Source organism: Olleya sp. Hel_I_94 (assembly GCF_007827365.1).
In the GTDB taxonomy this organism is placed as follows: domain Bacteria; phylum Bacteroidota; class Bacteroidia; order Flavobacteriales; family Flavobacteriaceae; genus Olleya.
Genome location: NZ_VISI01000002.1, coordinates 2,120,565 through 2,137,499 on the forward strand (window position 1 = coordinate 2,120,565; position 16,935 = coordinate 2,137,499).

The window sequence follows — 16,935 nt, forward strand, 5'->3', positions numbered from 1 at the left end:
TTAGTGCTCTAAAGGTTTAGACAAATAATGATCAATCTTCAAAGTATATTCATCATCAGTACTGACTCTACTGCCTGTTATCCACTGCTCTAATTCTAGACGCTTTAAATATATTTTCTTGCCACCAGGTTTGTAATGAGGAATCTCCTTATTACTTGTCATTTTGTAAAGCCTAGAGGTTGATAATCCCAAGAACTCTGAAGCTTCTTCAATTGTTAAAATATCTTTTTGCTTAATGTTTAGAGCTAAAAGAAGTTTTTTTATTTCTTTAATTTCATTTTGAATAAAATCCATAATTATAATAAATTATGGATAGTCGACTATCCTTGTTAATGTTGAAACAAAGAAACCGCGAAGAAGACCTTACATTAGTTTACCATACCTTGACCGTATAGTAAAGCTATATTTATAGTGAAGAAATAATGATGTCAATTCTATCCTTAGAAGCTGGATTCTCTGACATAGCTTCTCTAGATTGTTTTAGGTTTTTTAATTCATTTCCTTTATGGTCTCTAAACACATATCTAATGAATTTATAAAGGTCGTTTATGATAGTTCGACTTAAAAATCTGTTATCTATAAGCTCGTCTAAAAAGTAAAGTAATGATGGCTTACTAACATAATTTTTATTCTTACCTGTAATTAGCCAATTAATACCTTCGTCTATTTCTTTTCCTGTAAAGGCATTAATAAACTCCTCTAGTGAACAAGAGATAATTGATGGTTTTTCATTAAGCTGTTTATATAACGTTTTAATTTTAGATAATTGCTCTTCAGGTGTCTTTGCTATAAACACAAAGGAAGGTGTGTAAGAATAGCTTGTAGATTGTTTTGAATACTGGTTAATCAAGCTATCTAATTGTTCCAAATACGAGAGTAAAAAAGGAAATTCTTTACAAGCACTATTACTAAAAAGACCGTTTAGTTTTATTCTTAAAAAACCGGCATAAGCCCTAACTTCTTTTTTTTCAGAAAAGCGTTTCTGAAAACCTAGTTCAATGAAGTCTTTAGCTCTTTTAACTTCCTGCTTAAGCTTTGATTTGGAAGAGTGTTCAAAAGAAAAAGTGATATACTCTGATGCAACTTCGTCATGGTGAATATTAAGCACTTTAACAGTATGGTTGACTTTATCTATCTGGTCGGTATTGTTGAGATAAAGTTCTTCCGTAATATGAATATAAAATTCTGTTAGGTCATTATAAATTTCATTTTCTAAATACCAATCAAAAAATGCTAAAGGGTGTTCCGTTGTACTTTTCATGAAATCAAAACTACAAAAATTGAAGAATGTTTGACCTATGTTTGACCTATCTATAAAATAAAAGCCTTTACATTTCTGTAAAGGCTTACTATCAAACTTGCTCCTCCTCTTAGGCTCGAACTAAGGACCCTCTGATTAACAGTCAGATGCTCTAACCAACTGAGCTAAGGAGGAGTGTTTTTCGCTATTGCGAGTGCAAATATAAAACGTTTTTTGACTTCTGCAAAACAAAAATTAATTTTTTTTAATTAAATATTGCTTTAAAGATATCATTACCGTTTGCAAACAGTACTAAAGCAATCAAAATGAAGAATCCAACTAGCTGTGCTTTCTCTAAAAACTTTTCACTTGGCTTACGTCCAGAAATCATTTCGTATAATAAAAACATAACATGTCCTCCATCTAAAGCCGGAATTGGAAGTAAATTAAGCACACCTAACATAATTGATAAAAATGCTGTTAAACCCCAAAAGTCTGGCCAACTCCATGTACTTGGAAACACATCGTAAATAGCTTTAAAGCCTCCTACACCTTTATATGCTCCTGTGCTTGGATTAAAAATAGCTTTTAATTGTCCAAAATATGAGACGATCTGACTTTTAAATTTTGTAGCTCCTACTCCAAAACTTTCAAAAAACCCATATTCTTGTCTTACTATATCATAATATCCTAAGGACTGCAACTCTTTAGCACTTGCAGACGTCATTATATCCAATTTACCTTTATCGTCAACGATTAACTCTCTACCAACAGTCATATTTCCTCTTCTAAAAATAGCGCTTATCGTTTGACCTTTGTTAGCTTCTAAAATTGGCTCTATTTGGTCATAAAACTCTGCAGGCTGACCATTTAAAGCATACATTATATCTCCAGTTTTAATATCTACATTTTTATTTAACGAGGTATCTAAAACTTTATTGACAATAAAAGGTTTACGCATCCCAAACAAGCTTCTATCCTTACTTGAAGACAATTGACCTAAAAAGTCTACAGGAAGATCTATTGTGTTAGTAACGCCTTCTCTTTTATAAGTCACGCTGTTTGCTCCAATTATATTTTTGCTAATGTCAGATCTATTAATGATGTCAACATCGTCTACTTTTATAATTTGATCACCTGTTTTAAAGCCTAAATCTGTTAATAATGGATTTTCAATTAAAAAACCACCTTTAATACTAGAGGCAGCTATATCTGTGTCTCCATAAGCAAAAGATCCAATAATATAAATTACTAATGCCAAAACAAAGTTTACAAAAACACCACCTAACATTATAATTAATCGTTGCCAAGCTGGTTTAGATCTAAATTCCCATGGTTGAGGTGGTAAAGCCATTTGCTCTTTATCCATACTCTCATCAATCATTCCTGCAATCTTAACGTAACCTCCTAAAGGTAACCAACCAATTCCGTAAACGGTTTCTCCAATTTTCTTTTTAAATAACGAGTATTTTACATCAAAAAATAAGTAGAATTTTTCAACTCTTGTTTTAAATAATTTAGCAGGAATAAAATGTCCTAATTCGTGTAAAACAATTAATAATGACAGACTTAACAAAAACTGTCCAATTTTTATAATAAACTCCATGTAGTGTTTCTATTCTTTTTAATAATCGCCAAAAGTAAGTATTTACACTTAGTTTAAAAAGCAATAGCTTTAATGGTTTTAAGAATTAACAAATTTTATGAGTAATGTCATGGGACTTGCTAAACTTTTCATCGTATTTTTGCATTATAAAATTAAAACCTACAAAATGCTTTCTTTTTTCAAGGATTATAAGTTGTTTGCTATTGTTTTTGGTATAATTTCAATAATAATAATTTCTATTTTTTACAATATTTTAAAAGTAGAAAAGCCTTTACCAATTTATCAACCAGCAATGGTTAATACTGAGTTGGTTGATAGCACAATCCAACATCAAATTAATTATCATAAAATAGCCAACTTTAGTTTAACTAATCAAAACGGTAAAACAATTACTCAAGCAGATTATAAGGATAAAATTTACGTAGCAGATTTCTTTTTTACTACTTGTCAAACCATTTGTCCAATAATGACTGACAATATGGAAAAAATCCAGAAAGAGATTATTAATGATGATGATGTTATGTTACTATCTCATTCTGTTACTCCAGAGATTGATACAGTTGAGCAGTTAAAAAGCTACGCTTTAAAAAAAGGAGTTAATGATAAAAAATGGAACTTAGTAACTGGAGATAAAGGAGAAATATATAGACTAGCAAGAAAAAGTTATTTAGCAGTAAAAGACGACGGAATGCCTGATGATTATGGGATGGTCCATACTGAAAACTTTATGCTAATTGACAAAAAAGGTCAAATTAGAGGATATTACGATGGTACCAAAACGGAAGATATTACCACACTTTTAAACGATATTAAAAAGTTAAAAAAAGAATACGAAGAGTAGTTTTTGGCTTTCAATTTTTTTAAGCTGAAATTTTGCCATACTTTTGCTTCTTTAAAATCAATCTAAATAAGCTTGAGCCATACATTAGACACATTAAAAAGAGGAGAACGCGCTATAATTATAGACGTGTCTTCACATTTGATACCATTAAAACTCCTAGAAATGGGTTGTTTACCAGGCAATAGTGTAGAGCTGGTTCAGGTCGCTCCATTTTCAGACCCATTGTACCTAAATATAAATGGAAGTCATTTAGCAATCAGAAAAGAAACCGCTATTCATATCATTATCGAAAAAGAAGTTTAATGAGTAAGCAAATCAACATTGCCTTAATTGGTAACCCAAATACTGGAAAAACATCTGTTTTTAATGCCTTAACGGGTTTAAACCAAAAGGTAGGAAACTATCCTGGAATAACCGTTGAGAAAAAAGAAGGGATTTGCAAATTACCTAGAGGTGTTAAAGCACACATCATTGACCTTCCTGGTACATATAGCCTAAACGCATCGTCACTAGACGAAAACGTAGTTATAGAATTATTACTAAACAAAAACGATAAAGATTTTCCGGATGTTGCAGTCGTAGTTAGTGATGTTGAAAACTTAAAACGAAACCTACTACTTTTTACACAAATAAAAGATTTAGAAATCCCTACAATCTTAGTCATTAATATGGCTGACAGGATGAAATATAAAGGGATTTCATTGGATATTGAGCATTTAGAAAAAGAATTACAAACTAAAATAGCTGTTATTAGTACCAGAAAAAATGAAGGTATAGATAACTTAAAACAGTTAATTTCTAATTATAAAGAACTATCAACTACGCCTTGCTTAAATGCATCGGAAATAGATAAAGAATATTTTGACAAATTAAGAAAAGCCTTCCCTAACCAATTACTTTACAAATTATGGTTAGTAATTACCCAAGATGTAAATTTTGGTAAGATGGACCGTAATGAAGTCGAAGCTATTGCTAGTTTTAAAACTAAATCTAAAAGCGACTTAAAACGTTTACAACAAAAAGAAACCATTAAGCGCTATCAATTTATAAATAACACGCTTAAAAAAGGACAAACCATTGATGCTAGTCAAGCTAAGGATTTACGCACTAAATTTGATCGCATACTTACGCACAAAGTTTGGGGTTATGTTATTTTCTTTTTTATACTACTAACTATTTTTCAAGCCATTTATGACTGGTCAACAGTACCAATGGACTTTATTGATAGCGTGTTTGCAAGTCTAAGTGATTGGGTTAAAAACACTCTTCCTGAAGGTGCTTTTACTAATTTATTAGCCGAAGGTATCATATCTGGTTTAGGAGGAATAGTTATATTTATTCCTCAGATAGCCTTTTTATTCTTGTTTATAGCAATTTTAGAAGAAACCGGTTATATGAGTCGCGTGGTCTTTTTAATGGACAGAATTATGCGTCGTTTTGGTTTAAGCGGAAAAAGTATTGTGCCTTTAATTTCTGGAACTGCATGTGCGATTCCTGCAATTATGGCTACCAGAAATATTGAAAGTTGGAAAGAACGATTGATTACTATTTTAGTAACACCTTTTACAACATGCTCTGCTAGATTACCTGTATACTTAATTATAATAGCATTAGTTATTCCGGAAGGACGTTTTCTAGGGTTAAGTTACCAAGCTTTAACCTTAATGTTATTGTATTTACTAGGTTTTGGAGCTGCTGTTATATCGGCATATATTTTAAATAAAGTATTAAAAATAAAAAGCAAAACCTTTTTTGTGGTTGAAATGCCAAACTACAAATTACCATTATTTAAAAACGTTGCGCTTACAGTTTTAGAAAAAACAAAATCGTTTGTATTTGGAGCTGGAAAAATAATACTAGCAATTTCAATTATACTTTGGTTTTTAGCATCTTATGGTCCAGGAGAACAATTTAATAATGCAGAAAATATTGTTACTACAGAGTATGCTACTCAAAATTTAAATGAAGAAGAACTAAATCAAAAAATCGCTTCTCACAAACTAGAGCATTCGTTTATTGGTATTGCAGGACATGCTATTGAGCCCGTAATTAGACCTTTAGGTTACGATTGGAAAATAGGTATAGCAATAGTTAGTAGTTTTGCTGCAAGAGAAGTTTTTGTAGGTACTTTAGCAACCATTTATAGTGTTGGTAACGATGATGAAGACACTATTAAAAACCGAATGGCAGGAGAGGTTAATCCTATACTAGGAGGTCCTTTATTTAATTTTGCTTCAGGTATTTCATTATTACTTTTTTATGCTTTTGCAATGCAATGCATGAGTACTTTGGCAGTTGTTAAAAAGGAAACTAATACCTGGAAATGGCCAACGTTACAATTGGTAATTATGACAGCAATTGCATACATATCTGCATTAATAGCTTATCAATTTTTAAAATAAAATTATGAACGCAATTGTCCAAAACATACTGGTATTTATCACGCTAGGGTTTGCTTTATTTTTTCTTTATAAAAAATATTTCGTTAAAACGAAATCAAAAAAAGCATGTGGTACTGACGACTGTGGCTGCCACTAGCAATAAATAGTTTTAAAACAACTATACCTCTTTTAAAAACAAGTTTTTAGCTACGTTTTGAGAGACCATTAACTCATACTCTCCAAACTTAATTTTAACTGAGTTATCGTAAGGCTCTTTTTGGACAACGACAATCTTAGTACCTAAAGCTATTTTATTACTATCCAAGTATTTTAAAAATGCTGAAGAAGTATCATCCACACCTACACATTTATAAGTTTTACCAATAATGGCTTGTGATAACATGATTTTTTCGATGTATTTAAAATTTCCATGTTTATCCGGAATTGGATCTCCATGTGGATCATGATTAGGATACTCTAAAAAAGCATCTAATTCATCAATCAATTTTTCTGATCTGATATGTTCTAAATGCTCAGCAACTTCATGGACTTCATCCCAAGTAAAATTTAATTTTTCTACCAAAAACACTTCCCAAAGTCTATGCTTTCTAATAATATTAATAGCAATGGATTGACCTTTTTCGGTTAAATTAACACCTTGGTACTTTACATAGTTAGCATATCCTTTTTCAGATAATTTTTTAAGCATATCAGAAACCGAAGACGCTTTAGTCTGTATAGATTCTGATATAGCATTAGTACTAACAACCTCTGCACCTTGCTTACCTAAATGATAAATTGCTTTAATATAATTTTCTTCTGTAAGTGTAATCATAAACCTTGTATGGATATAAGACAAATATAAGAATTAAATAAAACAAATAATAAATTTAGACTAGTCTAAATTTATTATTACATTTGTAAAAAAATATTTTAAGACATGAAGTACATTATTGCAATTATGTTTTGTTTTTCATCTTACAGTCAAGCCCAAAATGCTTTTGAAATATCAGGTGTAGTTACCTCCAACGGACTACCTCTACCCTTTGCAAACGTTTATCTTGAAGGCACAACAAAAGGGACTACAACATCAAGTGATGGATCCTTTACTATCCAAAATATAAAAGAAGGACAATACACACTTATCGCTTCGTATACTGGCTTTAATACCCTTAAAAAAAGAATTGAGGTTATAGATAATTTAAAAATAAATTTTGAATTAATACAAAATCAATCGTTAGACGAAGTCGTTGTTACTGGAACTTTAAAAGCAGTTAACAGATTAGAAAGCCCTGTTCCTGTTGAAGTATATACTAGCGCATTTTTTAAGAAAAATCCTACTCCAAATATTTTTGAAGCGCTTCAAAATGTAAATGGCGTGAGACCTCAACTAAACTGTAATGTATGCAATACTGGAGACATCCACATTAATGGTTTAGAAGGCCCATATACTTTAGTTTTAATAGACGGAATGCCAATTGTTAGTGGTTTATCTACGGTTTATGGCTTGTCAGGAATACCTAATTCATTAATAGATCAAATCGAAATTGTCAAAGGTCCTGCTTCGTCTTTGTATGGTAGTGAAGCTGTTGGTGGTTTAATAAATGTCATTACTAAACATCCTGACAATGCTCCTATATTTTTTGCTGACAGCAATATTAGTGGTTGGGGAGAAATAAATACAGATGTTGGTTTTAAAACTAATGTTGGTGAAAAAGCAAGTGTTTTGGTAGGTGCTAATTATTTTAACTATTGTAATCCAATTGATAATAACAACGACAATTTTACAGACTTAACATTACAGGATCGTATTTCTCTTTTTCAAAAATGGAATTTTAAACGTAAAAGCAATAAAAAATTATCTGTTGCTGGTCGCTTTTTTTATGAAGATCGTTGGGGAGGAGAACTACAATGGAACAAAAGTTACAGAGGAGGAAATGAAGTCTATGGTGAAAGCATTTACACAACTAGATATGAACTACTTGGTGAATACCAACTTCCTTTAAAAGAAAACATAAATTTTCAATTTTCATATTCAGATCATGATCAAAATTCAGTGTATGGTGACACACCTTATTTAGCACAACAACGTATTGCTTTTGGACAATTAACTTGGGACAAACCAACAAAAAATAATGATTTATTATTTGGTATAACAGGACGCTACAATTACTATAATGACAACACAACAGCAACTATTGAGGCCGATAAAATATTTATTCCTTCGGTATTTGTACAAGATGAAATAACGTTAACAGAAAAACAAAAATTATTATTAGGACTTAGGTATGACTATGATAAAAGACATGGCTCTATAGTTACACCAAGGTTGGCCTACAGGTACAAACCAACAGATAATGATATATTTAGGATTAATGCAGGAACAGGCTTTAGAGTTGTTAATTTATTTACAGAAGAGCATGCAGCACTTACAGGATCAAGAGATGTTGTTATTGAAGAAGCTTTAAATCCGGAACAATCGTATAACATCAATCTTAACTACCTAAAAAAAATATACACAACAAAAGGCATGATTTTTACTGTAGACGCGTCCTTGTGGTACACACATTTTACAAATGCCATTATACCAAATTATGACACAAATCCTAATCAAATAATTTATGATAATTTAGATGGTTATTCTACCTCAAAAGGAGTCAGTTTAAATGTCGATGCTATTTTTGGTAGTGGTCTAAAAGGAAGTTTGGGAGTAACATTTCAGGATGTAAAGCAAACTGAAAACAACGTAACAACAAGACAAATTTTAACCGAAAAGTTTACAGGAACATGGTCTTTTTCATATAAAAACTATCCAACTAATTTAACCTTTGACTATACAGGAAACATTTATGGACCAATGCGCTTACCATTATTAAGCGATCTAGATCCTAGACAAGAATATTCACCTACGTGGAGTATCCAAAACATTCAAGCAACTTACGATGGACTTGAAAATTTTGAAATTTATGGAGGTGTTAAAAACCTACTAAATTGGACGCCTAATAATGGCAATCCATTTATCATTGCCAGAGCAGATGATCCTTTTGATAATAATGTACAATTTGATGCTCAAGGTAACGCACAAGCAACACCAGACAACCCTTATGGATTAACATTTGACCCCTCATATGTTTATGGACCAAACCAAGGCAGACGAGTTTTCCTAGGTATAAGATATACATTAAACTAATTGTTTGTATTTTAGTACTTTCGTAATAAATATTTAGACCAATGAAAAAAATAATACTCCTTTCCATAATAACCTTAGGTTTTTTTAGCTGTAATAACACTACAAAAGATAACGGGAAGTTAAATATTGTGACTACAACCACAATGATTACTGATTTAGTAAAAAACATTGGTAAAGACAGTATAAATGTTAATGGTTTAATGGGAAGTGGTGTGGATCCTCACTTATACAAAGCAAGTGAAGGTGACGTAACCAAATTAGTCAATGCAGATATAATTTTTTATAACGGTTTGCACCTAGAGGGAAAACTTGTAGAGGTATTTGAAAAAATGGAAAACTCAACCAAAACACCAATTGCTTTAGGAGAAGACATTGACAAAAAAACATTGATAGGTTCAGATTATTTTGCTTCTAATTACGATCCACACGTTTGGTTTAATATTGAATATTTTAAGCAATTTGCTAAAAAAGTTACTGCTGTTTTAATCGAAAAAGACTCAAAAAACTCAAAATATTATAAGGCAAATGAAGATGAATACATAGCAAAGTTAAATACACTACAAAAAACGATTACCTCTAAAATTGAAACACTTCCAAAAGACAAACGCATATTAGTGACAGCACATGATGCTTTTAATTATTTCGGAAAAAATTACGGATTTGAAGTCGTAGGTTTACAAGGTTTATCTACAGCAACTGAAGCAGGAGTAAAAGATGTTCAAAATTTAGCTAATTTTATAATTGAAAAACAACTGAAGGCCATTTTTGTTGAAAGCTCTGTACCAAAACGTACAATTGAAGCGCTACAAAAAGCAGTAAACTCAAAAGGTCATGATGTGAAAATTGGAGGCACATTATATTCTGATGCCTTAGGAAGCGCAGGAACTGTTGAAGGCACCTATATTGGTATGTTTAAATACAATGTCAACACTATAGTTGATGCTTTGAAATAAGTTAGTAGTTAGTAAAAAAATAGGATTAACCAATAATTTTATAAAAAGTAATGTCCTATTTCAATTCGAAGAATTGAGAGCCAAGGCGAAGAATAAATAAAGAAAAGCTTCGAAAATAGGAGAACGCAGTTCGACGCGAAGTTTTCGAATTGGTTTTCAGTTTAAAAACTGAAAAATTCCTTGGCTTGGATGTCCTTTTTTGATTCGTTTTTTGGACAAACAAAAAATGAATAAAAACAAATTAAAAACCATGAGTGACAATAAGAGCAAAACTACTGCTTCCTCAGGAAATATAGCAGTAAAAGTAGATGACCTGACAGTAGCATACAACTACAAACCTGTACTTTGGGATATTGATTTAGAAATCCCAGAAGGCGTCCTTATGGCTATTGTTGGACCAAATGGAGCTGGAAAATCAACACTAATAAAATCTATCTTAGGCATATTAAAACCTATAGCAGGAAGCGTCACTATTTATGACAAACCCTACGACAAGCAACGCAAATTAGTTGCTTACGTACCACAAAAAGGAAGTGTAGATTGGGACTTTCCAACAACAGCTTTAGATGTTGTTACTATGGGGACTTATGGTAGTTTAGGTTGGATAAAACGACCAGGACAAAAACAAAAAAAAGCAGCCTTAGAAGCTTTAGAAAAAGTAGGCATGTTACCCTTTAAAGGCAGACAAATTAGTCAATTATCAGGTGGACAACAACAACGTATATTTTTAGCTAGAGCATTAGTGCAAAACGCATCAATCTATTTTATGGACGAGCCTTTTCAAGGTGTTGATGCCACCACAGAAATAGCTATTATTAATATTTTAAAAGAATTACGTAAAGCGGGAAAAACAGTCATTGTAGTGCATCATGATTTACAAACTGTTCCAGAATATTTTGATTGGGTTACTTTTTTAAATGTGAAGAAAATTGCAACAGGTCCAGTTAAAGACATCTTTAATGATGATAATTTAACCAAGACTTACGGTATTAACTACAAAGTAAGTATTCAAGAATAATGGATATACAAGAATATTTTTCTTTAGTCTTTAGCGACTACACACTTCGAACCATTACACTTGGAACAGCAATTTTAGGTGCAGTCACTGGTATGTTAGGTAGTTTTGCTGTACTTAGAAAACAAAGTCTGTTAGGTGACGCCATATCACATGCTGCTTTACCAGGAATTGCAATTGCATTTTTAATTACAGGTGCAAAAGACAGTAATACATTACTTTTAGGAGCTTTAGTAAGCGGATTAATTGGAACCTTTTGGATTAGAGGTATTGTAAAAAAAACACATCTAAAAAGTGATACCGCTTTAGGATTAATATTATCGCTGTTTTTTGGATTTGGGATGTTATTACTGACTTTTATTCAAAAACAACCCAATGCTAATCAAGCAGGTTTAGATAAATATTTATTTGGTCAAGCTGCAACTTTGGTAGAAAGCGATGTTTGGCTAATGGCTATAGTTACAGGATTATGCTTATTTGTATTATTGCTATTTTGGAAAGAATTTAAAATTTTACTCTTTGATGCCGATTACACTAAAACTTTAGGTTTTAATACTAAAGTCATCGATATTTTAATTACCAGTTTTATAGTCTTAGCTATAGTTTTAGGACTGCAAACCGTAGGTGTTGTTTTAATGAGTGCCATGTTACTAGCTCCAGCAGCAGCAGCAAGACAATGGACTAATAGCTTGTCAAAAATGGTGCTTTTAGCAGCTATATTCGGAGCGTTTTCTGGAGTTTTTGGAACAGCTATAAGTGCTAGTCAAACTAATCTATCCACAGGACCTGTTATTGTATTAGTAGCTGCTGTGTTTGTAGTATTCTCGTTTGTGTTTTCTCCTAGTCGTGGTTTATTATTTAAACAGATTAGATTTATAAAAAATAGACGCGATTTAGAACTTCATAAAACCTTAGCCTTTATGTATCATATTGCTGAAACACACGAAAATATTTCGCATCCACATACCATAAAGCTTCTTAATAACTTTCAAGGATTTACACGTAAAACTCTTCAAAAGTTAGTCGAAAAAAATTACGTAACACTAGATGGGAACATGTGGAGTTTGACAAAAATAGGTTTTGAAACTGCTTCCAACCTTTACACAAAACAATCAACAGAAGATGAATAGTGCTCAAATAGAAATACAATTAATTGCTAGTTTAGTCGCAATTGCATGTGCTATTCCTGGCACCTTTTTAGTACTACGTAAAATGGCAATGATAAGCGATGCAATAAGTCATTCCATCTTACCAGGAATTGTTGTTGGTTTCTTTATTACGCAAGATTTAAATTCGCCATTATTAATTGTATTGGCTGCATTAACAGGTGTAATCACAGTGGTATTAGTAGAATATATTCAAAAAACAGGTTTAGTAAAGGAGGATACAGCAATAGGCTTAGTATTTCCTGCATTATTTAGTATTGGTGTTATTTTAATTGCTAAAAATGCTAACGATGTCCACTTAGATGTTGATGCTGTTTTGGTAGGCGAATTAGCTTTGGCTCCTTTTGATAGGCTAATCGTTTCTGGTGTGGATATTGGGCCAAAATCACTATGGATTATTGGCATAATATTACTAATTACAATTACGCTTTTGATTGCCTTTTTTAAAGAATTAAAAGTAAGCACCTTTGACAAAGGTTTAGCTGCGTCATTAGGCTTCTCTCCTGCTATTATTCATTATGGATTAATGACAGTGTCTTCCGTAACAACCGTTGGTGCTTTTGATGCTGTTGGAGCCATTTTAGTTGTAGCATTAATGATTGCGCCTGCTGCAACCGCTTATTTACTTACTACCAATCTAAAAAAGATGCTAGCTTTAGCTATGTTTTTTGGAATATTTAGTGCCATTTCAGGTTACTGGTTGGCGCATTTGTTAGACGCATCCATTGCAGGATCTATTACCACAATGTTAGGTTTAATATTTTTAGCTGTGTACTTATTTGCTCCAAGCAAAGGTGTTATAGCTGTTATGTATCGCGAAAAACAACAACGTACAGAAGTTAGCCTATTAACCTTTTTACTGCATTTAAAAAACCATAATGAGGTTGAAGAACGTCACGTAAATCATTTAAGAGAACACATAAATTGGCAAAAAGTAAGAGCCAAAACTGTATTGGAATTGGCTCTTAAAAATAATATGATTGTTGTTAATAATGATATTGTATCATTGACTAAAAAGGGAGACACCTTTACCTCCAAAGCAATTGATTATATTATCACTAATAAAGATGCGCAGATAGAAGATATGAAGGACGATTTCTTTTTGTTTAGAGGTTAATTAAAATCCTTATTTAAATTTCGTAATTCTGTTTTTAATTGGTCAAGACTAACTTCTTTAAAACTTAAGTCTAACATTGTAATTTGCTTTGTGCTCACCTCTTTAAGTCCTAAAAACAGCCTATCATCAACCTTTTTAATAGCGACTAAAATAACTGCTTCATTTGCTGTTACTGTTCCAAAATCATAACTATCACCAACGCTTCTACTTGGTAAAATCGAGTTTAAAGATTTAAATACCATCTTGACATCTGCACCATTAGCATCTTTAATTTTAAGTTTAAATTTTGCTGCGTTTTTGGTGCTTCTTATAAAACGATCACAATTAATCCAACCTAATTTTGAACCATAAAAAGCATATCTAGACACATCGTTAGCTGTTACAGTACCAACTAATCCTGTGGTCGTGGAATCTTTGTTTTGTAATCGCTCCTCAAATTTTTTCTCAAAAGATGTTTTATCCTTTACAGTAATTAGATTTGGGTTGTTTTTTGCACTACCTCCAAGACTAAAATTAATTGGCAAGCTATAAGGTACAATTACAGTATAATCACGTTGCTTACCTGGCTTTAGTTTTGGTATTAATTTTAAAACTCTAATAGCCTCTTTAGCCAATAAGGTATGCGCTGCAAAAACTTGAATATCAACAACCTCTCCATCTTTATCAATTTTAAACGATGTTAAAATCTTATGTTTTCCAGTTAGGTTTAAATCTTCAGCGATACTAGTATTAAAATTTTTAGATATTAGTTTTGAAAGCGCTTGATCAAAACATTGTTTTTTCGCTGTATTTGTCCCATTTTCACAACCAGGAAACACAGGAACTTCTTCTACATATTGAATCGGTACTTCCACGTCTTCTTCTTCAATTAAAACCATTTCAGTAGAAGTTAAAACAGCATTACTTTTGTGTGTGATATTATCTAAAGTCCAATTAACGCCATCTTTAATTTCTTCACCTAAAAAAAGCTGCATATCTTTTTTCTTACTTGCGTCTGAAGAGAATATATATTCAATACTACTTCCAGGTTTTAACTGTAATTGTTTGTTGTCTTTTAATGCTTTTATAAACAGCATTCCTCCTGTTTCCAATTGGTTGTCATCAGATTTAGTTGTTAGATTGGCTAGCAACATATCTGATAATTTATAATACTCTGTAACTTCTATATTAACCTTTCCTCTAGCTAATTTCCCGTTTGCATCAATAAAACATTTTGCTGGAATGATTAAAACGGTACCTTCTTTAAAAGTTATAGTCGTTTCTTTTTCGTTATTAATCGTTTGTATTTCGGGTTGTTTTTTTACTGAATTATAAAATGATGATAACTGGTCGTTAATAAATTTTGTTTCAGTAATTTCTTCAAGTTTTTTAGTATTTGAATTTACAATGGTTTCAGTAGATCCAAATTCTCTTTCAACTTTTTGAATATTTATAATAATTGAATCGTTTTTTGGAATTATATGCTCATAAGTTGGGAAGTTTTTTTCAAATTCTTGTTTAGTATAAGATCCTATTTTTTCAATTATAATAGTATCCTTTACAACTGTTATTCCTCCATAAAGATTAGTTAAACTATCTACTTCTACTTGTTTTACTATTCTTTTTACAACTACAAATTTCTTTTTTGAACTATCAATTTGTTTTAAGATTTCTACTTTATCAATAATAGGAATTGAATCAATATTAGTTTCAATTAAATTTTGATTTTTATGATCAAAATCTTGAGTTGTTTCTGTTTTTAAAAACAAGTTATAAGCTAAGATTAAAACTAAAGCAATAACACTTATTAAGCCAATAGTTTTAATCCATTTTAGTTGAATATAACTGGTTTTTGCAGAAGCAATTTCAGCTTTAAGTTGCGTGCGTTTTATACCTTCTAAGACTATTAAATGCTCTTGGTAAATTGCAATAAATTCCGCATCAGTTTTAAGTTTGTTTTCAAAAGCTAAAACCTCTGTATTTGATAATTCTTTATTTAAATATTGATTGATTAAGTCTATATGTTGTGTGTAATTTTCCATGTCTGAGCCGAATTAAGATTGATAATTTTGATGAAAGATGTCTTTTGCTTTTTTCAAGCATTTATACTTCTGGTTTTTAGCAATTTTTTCTGATTTAAATTGCATTGTAACTGCTATCTCTTTAAAAGGAATTCTTTTTAAATAAAATAGCTGAAGTAGTTGCTGACATCGTTCTCCTAATTCGCGAAAAGCGTTCTCGGCAAAGCGATATTTTTTTTCTTCTAATACATGTTGAAATATTGAGACTTCGTTATCTTTTAAATCGTGAAGCTCTTGAGTAGTAAACTTAGATTGCATATCCTTCCATACAAATCTAGATACGGAATATAAATAGGTGTAAAACGAAGCTGTTAATTTAAAATCAGACTGTTCTAAATTACGATTTAGGATTATTAATGCTTCCTGAAACACATCTTGTGCATCAGATTGTTTTCCACCTTTGGATAAGACTAGTTTTTCTATTCTGGGATATAAACTATACAGTTGTTTAAACGCTTTGTCGCGTTGACCTGTTTTAAAGAATTCTAATATTTTTTTATCATTCATAAAATATCTTTATTCTTTAATGGTCAAAACATAAAAAGGTCTCCTATGGTTTTATTAAAATCGTCTTTCTTTTTGTAAAAACTCGTAAGCTTTTTGGACTTGTTTAAACTTATCTTCTGCTCCTTTTCTATGCTCTTCTCCTAAATGCTCCACACGATCTGGATGGTATTTTTTAGCCATATTACGGTAAGCCTTTTTAATTTGATCTACTGTAGCTGTTTTGTCTATTTCTAAAATAGTATACGCATTATTGCTACTGTTATAAAACATAGCTTTTATACTGGAATAATCACGACTACTAATGCCTAAGTAGTTAGAAATTCGGTTAATTTGATCCTCTTCATCATCGGTAACCATCCCATCTGCTTTTGCAATTCCGAATAAAAAATGCAATAATTGCAAACGTGATGCATGGTCCATCATCTGTTGGATTTGGCCACAGACATCTCTTGTAGACACGTTTTGATTACTTATATTTTTAAATAATTTAAAAGCCTTATTAGCACGATCTTTACCGTAAAGCTCAACAAATTTGTTGCGCACAAAATCCAATTCGCGTTGGTCTTGTACACCATCTGCTTTTATAATTACAGAGGCTAAGATTAGTAAACTCACCTCAAAATCTCCTGACGTTGTTTGCGCACGACGTTGTTGTTGGGTTCTGTAATTAGGTTGTGTTCTGTAATTTGGTTCTCTTTTTTGCTGTTTGTTTGGGTTACCATTTCCTAAAAGGTTTCCTTTTTCTGACATTGCATCTCCTAGACTACCAATTGCCAACCCTATAATTGCACCAATTGGACCACCTAACGTCCATCCTAAAGTTGCACCTATCCATTTTAATCCAGCCATAAATTTTGTT

General features: G+C 31.6%; 15 protein-coding genes and 1 tRNA gene. 8 read left to right on the forward strand and 8 right to left on the reverse strand.

The window, feature by feature from the left end; all coding sequences use genetic code 11:
* From JM82_RS12740 to rseP, 4 genes are all read right to left on the reverse strand, one after another.
* Complete coding sequence (locus tag JM82_RS12740) at positions 1-294, reverse strand: helix-turn-helix domain-containing protein (protein WP_145004589.1); 294 nt, start codon at positions 292-294, stop codon at positions 1-3.
* Positions 295-406: 112 nt separating this feature from the next.
* Positions 407-1,261, reverse strand: a complete 855-nt coding sequence (locus tag JM82_RS12745; protein WP_145004592.1) for a hypothetical protein — start codon at positions 1,259-1,261, stop codon at positions 407-409.
* A gap of 100 nt (positions 1,262-1,361) precedes the next feature.
* A tRNA-Asn gene (locus tag JM82_RS12750) sits at positions 1,362-1,435 on the reverse strand.
* Positions 1,436-1,505: 70 nt separating this feature from the next.
* On the reverse strand, positions 1,506-2,846 hold the full coding sequence (rseP, locus tag JM82_RS12755; protein WP_145004595.1) for an RIP metalloprotease RseP: 1,341 nt from the start codon (positions 2,844-2,846) through the stop codon (positions 1,506-1,508).
* 166 nt (positions 2,847-3,012) lie between these two features.
* Between rseP and JM82_RS12760 the strand changes: the two genes are divergently transcribed.
* From JM82_RS12760 to feoB, 3 genes are all read left to right on the forward strand, one after another.
* Positions 3,013-3,687: an SCO family protein gene (locus JM82_RS12760; RefSeq protein WP_145004598.1), complete on the forward strand. Its 675-nt coding sequence runs from the start codon at positions 3,013-3,015 to the stop codon at positions 3,685-3,687.
* 72 nt (positions 3,688-3,759) lie between these two features.
* Entirely contained in the window at positions 3,760-3,990 is a 231-nt protein-coding gene (locus JM82_RS12765; RefSeq protein ID WP_145004601.1) for a ferrous iron transport protein A, read from the forward strand.
* Entirely contained in the window at positions 3,990-6,089 is a 2,100-nt protein-coding gene (gene feoB, locus JM82_RS12770; protein WP_145004604.1) for a ferrous iron transport protein B, read from the forward strand. Before JM82_RS12765 ends, feoB begins: the two co-directional genes overlap by 1 nt.
* Positions 6,090-6,246: 157 nt before the next feature.
* Here feoB and JM82_RS12780 read toward each other — a convergent pair whose 3' ends face one another.
* Positions 6,247-6,903 carry a metal-dependent transcriptional regulator gene (locus JM82_RS12780; RefSeq protein ID WP_145004609.1) on the reverse strand — a complete coding sequence of 219 codons (657 nt, stop codon included), beginning with the start codon at positions 6,901-6,903 and terminating at the stop codon, positions 6,247-6,249.
* 105 nt (positions 6,904-7,008) lie between these two features.
* On the opposite strand from JM82_RS12780, the gene JM82_RS12785 reads away from it, so the two are divergent.
* The 5 genes from JM82_RS12785 to JM82_RS12805 all read left to right on the forward strand — a co-directional run bounded on the left by JM82_RS12785 (position 7,009) and on the right by JM82_RS12805 (position 13,509).
* The gene (locus JM82_RS12785) at positions 7,009-9,258 is read left to right on the forward strand and encodes a TonB-dependent receptor (RefSeq protein WP_145004612.1); all 2,250 of its coding nucleotides are present in this window, start codon (positions 7,009-7,011) and stop codon (positions 9,256-9,258) included.
* A 41-nt stretch (positions 9,259-9,299) separates the two neighbouring features.
* Positions 9,300-10,211: a metal ABC transporter solute-binding protein, Zn/Mn family gene (locus JM82_RS12790; RefSeq protein ID WP_145004615.1), complete on the forward strand. Its 912-nt coding sequence runs from the start codon at positions 9,300-9,302 to the stop codon at positions 10,209-10,211.
* A gap of 250 nt (positions 10,212-10,461) precedes the next feature.
* Complete coding sequence (locus tag JM82_RS12795) at positions 10,462-11,229, forward strand: metal ABC transporter ATP-binding protein (RefSeq protein ID WP_145006801.1); 768 nt, start codon at positions 10,462-10,464, stop codon at positions 11,227-11,229.
* Positions 11,229-12,356: a metal ABC transporter permease gene (locus tag JM82_RS12800; RefSeq protein WP_145004618.1), complete on the forward strand. Its 1,128-nt coding sequence runs from the start codon at positions 11,229-11,231 to the stop codon at positions 12,354-12,356. The genes JM82_RS12795 and JM82_RS12800 overlap by 1 nt, the downstream gene beginning before the upstream one ends.
* Entirely contained in the window at positions 12,349-13,509 is a 1,161-nt protein-coding gene (locus JM82_RS12805; RefSeq protein ID WP_145006804.1) for a metal ABC transporter permease, read from the forward strand. The genes JM82_RS12800 and JM82_RS12805 overlap by 8 nt, the downstream gene beginning before the upstream one ends.
* On the opposite strand, the gene JM82_RS12810 is transcribed toward JM82_RS12805, so the two are convergent.
* From JM82_RS12810 to JM82_RS12820, 3 genes are read right to left on the reverse strand one after another with little or no spacing between them, the layout of a single operon-like run.
* Complete coding sequence (locus JM82_RS12810; RefSeq protein ID WP_145004621.1) at positions 13,506-15,530, reverse strand: energy transducer TonB; 2,025 nt, start codon at positions 15,528-15,530, stop codon at positions 13,506-13,508. The genes JM82_RS12805 and JM82_RS12810 overlap by 4 nt on opposite strands.
* 12 nt (positions 15,531-15,542) lie before the next feature.
* Entirely contained in the window at positions 15,543-16,076 is a 534-nt protein-coding gene (locus JM82_RS12815) for an RNA polymerase sigma factor (protein WP_145004623.1), read from the reverse strand.
* Between the two features lie 54 nt (positions 16,077-16,130).
* Complete coding sequence (locus JM82_RS12820; RefSeq protein ID WP_145004626.1) at positions 16,131-16,925, reverse strand: TerB family tellurite resistance protein; 795 nt, start codon at positions 16,923-16,925, stop codon at positions 16,131-16,133.
* Positions 16,926-16,935 lie beyond the last annotated feature (10 nt).